The organism is Ligilactobacillus pobuzihii E100301 = KCTC 13174, assembly GCF_000349725.1.
Taxonomy (GTDB): domain Bacteria; phylum Bacillota; class Bacilli; order Lactobacillales; family Lactobacillaceae; genus Ligilactobacillus; species Ligilactobacillus pobuzihii.
Genome location: NZ_APCP01000041.1, coordinates 1 through 1,445, shown reverse-complemented (window position 1 = coordinate 1,445; position 1,445 = coordinate 1). Strand labels below are relative to the sequence as shown.

The following is a 1,445-nucleotide window of genomic DNA, read 5'->3' as shown; positions in this document are numbered from 1 at the left end:
ACAGCACTTTACAACTTTTTCTAAAATTTTGACATAAAAAAGACGGAATCCCCGTCAACTTTGATATGATTTAAGCGACAAAACTAAACACACAAAGGATGGGGATCCCGCTTGCTTAAATCATATCAAAAACATGCCACTGTTACCAGAATTTCTCAAATTATTACCTCACTTTTTTCAACGGTGTTGTCGGTGCCGACTATCAAAAATATCGCAGCTTTGATTTTGGCCATGGTAAGTCTGTCAGGAATCTCATCCGTCCGCCATTTATATGACTGTTTCTTAGGCAGCTTCCAAAACAAATCACTCAATTCGTACTACCATACTTTGGCAAAAGTGGGCGCCAAGCTTAGCGAATTAGAACTGTGTGTCTTGCGGCAACTCTTTAAGTTACCGCACCTAACTGAGCTGTTGAAACAATATCCTATCCTTTTTTTGGTTGATGACACACTCCAGCCTAAGTTTGGTAAGAAGTTTGAGCACGTGAAGGTCTTACATGATCACGCTCGTCACTTGGGAAAAGAATTCGTCAATGCCCATGACTTCGTCACTTTGGCGGTCGCTTTTCCGATGCGCGCTCCTACTGAACCACGGTCAGTTCAATATCTCATGGTTCCCTTTGCTTGTCGGATGTACCAGCCTGAAGGGGACTCCAAGCTTAAAATGGCAGCCGAACTGGCTGAACAAGCGCTTAAAATCGTCGGGCAACAACATATCATTTTCGAATGTGACAGCTGGTATCCCAAAAAAGAAGTGCTGAATTTCGTTAAGAATCATGACAATGTGGACTTTATCGCAAATATTCGCAAAGATACTGCGCTTTATCAACTGCCGCAGCGCACGGGAAAACGTGGTCGCCCGCGTAAATACGGGCAAAAATTCCAAACAACTGACATTGTTTTGACTGACCAAGATGAGCACTATGCGGTGGGCATGACTAAATGTATGACGAAGCTTTTTGACCAAGCTGTGTGGATCATCCGCAGTCAAAACTGCCATGAAGGCGAGCGCTTGTTCATTTCAACGCTTCCCGCCCAAAATCTACCAGAATTGACTCCGCATAAAACTGGGTTCTGGCGAATTCTTGATTACTATAACCAACGCTGGAAGATCGAAACCTACTTCTACGAGATCAAAAAATTCTGGTCTTTTGGTAGTTATCAGGTTCGTTCCCAGGATAAAATCGAAGGCTTGCATTTTATTGCCAATCTGGCCTATCTTTTGACACAACTTTTACCACAAGTCCGACCTGAATGGCAAGAATTACGGGGGCAAGGGATAAGTGCGCGCAAAAACGCACTCAGCCGCGCCATTACTAAGGAACGAATTTTTACTAGTTTGGCCCAGGCAGCCCAAAAGCACCAAAATTCTGAGATCATTTTGCAGTTCATACTGGACGTGGGTTCAAAAACTCGGAAAAATAGTTAAAATTTGTAAAGTGCTGT

1 protein-coding gene is annotated in these 1,445 nt (G+C 43.3%); it reads left to right on the top strand.

Translation table 11 applies throughout. The features are described from left to right. Positions 1 to 111: 111 nt before the first annotated feature. A complete protein-coding gene (locus LACPOB_RS12365; RefSeq protein ID WP_017866847.1) occupies positions 112 to 1,428 on the top strand; it encodes an IS701 family transposase in 1,317 nt (438 codons plus the stop codon). The last annotated feature ends 17 nt before the right edge of the window (positions 1,429 to 1,445 follow it).